Source organism: Sandarakinorhabdus rubra, assembly GCF_010994245.1.
In the GTDB taxonomy this organism is placed as follows: domain Bacteria; phylum Pseudomonadota; class Alphaproteobacteria; order Sphingomonadales; family Sphingomonadaceae; genus Sandarakinorhabdus; species Sandarakinorhabdus rubra.
The window spans coordinates 1-2,112 of the sequence record NZ_WMHO01000317.1 but is presented as its reverse complement, the minus strand read 5'-3'; the positions used below and the strand labels follow the sequence as shown (position 1 = coordinate 2,112).

At 71.1% G+C, this 2,112-nt stretch carries 2 protein-coding genes and 1 pseudogene; 1 reads left to right on the top strand and 2 read right to left on the bottom strand.

Translation table 11 applies throughout. From position 1 onward, the window contains the following. Window positions 1-127 precede the first annotated feature (127 nt). Both GJV64_RS13935 and GJV64_RS13930 read right to left on the bottom strand, forming a co-directional pair. On the bottom strand, window positions 128-865 hold the full coding sequence (locus GJV64_RS13935) for a thioredoxin domain-containing protein (RefSeq protein ID WP_164158022.1): 738 nt from the start codon (window positions 863-865) through the stop codon (window positions 128-130). A 58-nt stretch (window positions 866-923) separates the two neighbouring features. Continuing rightward, window positions 924-1,436, bottom strand: coding sequence for a DUF721 domain-containing protein (locus GJV64_RS13930; RefSeq protein ID WP_164158020.1), 513 nt, complete (start codon window positions 1,434-1,436; stop codon window positions 924-926). A 25-nt stretch (window positions 1,437-1,461) separates the two neighbouring features. On the opposite strand from GJV64_RS13930, the pseudogene GJV64_RS13925 reads away from it, so the two are divergent. Next, a pseudogene (locus GJV64_RS13925) lies at window positions 1,462-2,112 on the top strand (A/G-specific adenine glycosylase); the annotation flags it as partial.

Genomic DNA, 2,112 nt, shown 5'->3' with positions numbered 1-2,112 from the left:
CACTTCTGGCCGGCGGGTGCCGCGATGGCGGCCGGCGCCGGCGCATCGCCGGCGGGCGCCGCCGTCTTGCTGTCGTTGCAGGCAGCCAGCGCCAGGGCAGCGATGGTGAGGGGCAGGAAGCGTTGCATCATTTCGTCCTTGCAGCTGTGGGCGCGGCCTTCACGGCAGCGGCGAGCAGCGGCTCCAGCGCCGCCCAGTCATAGGTATCGGCCTGCATCTTGCCGTTGATCAGGAAGCTGGGCGTGCCGGTCAGCCCGTGGATCTGCACCGCATCGGCGCGGATGGCGAGCAGCTTGTCCATGCCCGGCTTGGCCGCCAGGCAGGCATCATATCGGGCGCGCGGCAGGCCGGCGGCGGCGGCGAAGGTCGGCAGCTTGCCCAGTTCGGCCATCTTCGGCCCCTGCTGATCGGCTGGCAGCGCCGCGATGCCGGCGCGATCCGCCTCGCTGACCTGCATGAACGGGGCCACCAGCTCGTCCTGCCTTTCATAGACGCGGTTGACAAAGCCCCACGCCCCCGGCGCCGGCTGGCACTGCACCAGCAGGCCGGCCATCAGATCGATGCCATTGAGGGTGAAGGGGCGATACTCATAGGACACGCGCCCGGCCGCGAGATAGCGGCTCTTCAGCGCTGGCAGCGCCGCCTCGTGAAAGGCGCGGCAGTGCGGGCAGGTCAGGCTGCCGAACTCGACCAGCTTCACCGGCGCATTGGGGTTGCCGAGCAGGATGCCACCGGCCGGCGTGGTGGCAACCCGCGTCGACCAGTCGCTGGTGGCAGCCGCGGGTGCGCGGGCAGGCTGGGCCGCCAGCGGCGTCGCAATGGCAGCGAAGACGAGAGCAGCAGTGATGGCAGCAGCTGGGCGCATGCCGATGGATTTAGGGCCGCGCGCAGCGCTTGTCACCTGCCCTGATGGCGCTGCCGGCTCAGCGGATCCTGGGCGGCCCGCTGCTCCCGGCCAGGGCCTGCGCCAGCGATTCGAGCGTGGCCCTGAGTTCCGGATCGGCAATGTCCTTAAGCGTGGAACGCGTCGCGTCGGCAATCACCCCATCTGGCGGCGGCGGGGCTGGCGGCGGTGCCATCACCTCGCCCTGCTCGATCGCAAGGCGGGCAATGGCGGCGTGGCCGAGGATTCGGTTGGCGCGCTCGATCAGCTGCGCCTCGACATGGCGCAGCATCGGCGCCACCGCGCTGGTGGCGGCAATGGCCAGTGTGCCGCCACTTTTCTCCCCACGCGGCAGCCGCAGCCGCAGCGGCCGGCAATGCCGGGCAAAGGCCGGGCCGACGATCTCCGGCCAGCGTTCGATCAGCGCGGCATGGGTGAAGCCGAAGCGTCGGAAGGCCTGGCCGCCGATGTCGCCCACCAGATCGGCGATTGGCCGCGCCCTGCCAACACGCGGCTTTGGCGCAGGCGGCTCGGCAGGGGGCGTTTTCGGCATCGCCAAGCCATGCCATAGACGGGGCGTGTCGGATAGCTGGCCCCACCTGTTGCTGGACTGGTATGGCGCCCATGCGCGCGCCCTGCCGTGGCGCAATCCGCCGGGCCACGCCCTGCCCGCCGACCCGGATTGGCCCTATCGCGTGTGGCTTTCCGAGATCATGCTGCAGCAGACGACGGTGGAGGCCGCAGCGCCTTACTTCCAGCGTTTCACCGCGCGCTGGCCGACGGTTGCGGCGCTGGCCGCAGCGCCTGATGATGACGTGATGCAGGCCTGGGCCGGGCTGGGCTATTATGCCCGGGCGCGCAATCTGCTCGCCTGTGCCCGTGCCGTGGTGGCCCGGCATGGCGGGCGCTTTCCAGGCGAGGAGGCCGCGCTGCGTGCCCTGCCCGGCATCGGCGACTATACGGCTGCGGCCGTGGCGGCTTTCGGCTTTGGCGCCGATGCCGTGGTGATCGATGGCAATGTCGAGCGGGTCATCACCCGGCTTTCCGCCATTGCCGAACCCCTGCCGCAAGCACGTGCTTCCATCCGCGCGGCGCTGGCGCCCGCCGTGCCGGCGGGTACGGCCGGGGATTTCGCCCAAGGCCTTATGGACCTTGCCCGTCGTGTGTGCACGCCGCGCCGCCCGCGCTGCCTGGCCTGCCCGATCGCCGATGCCTGCGCGGCGCGCGCC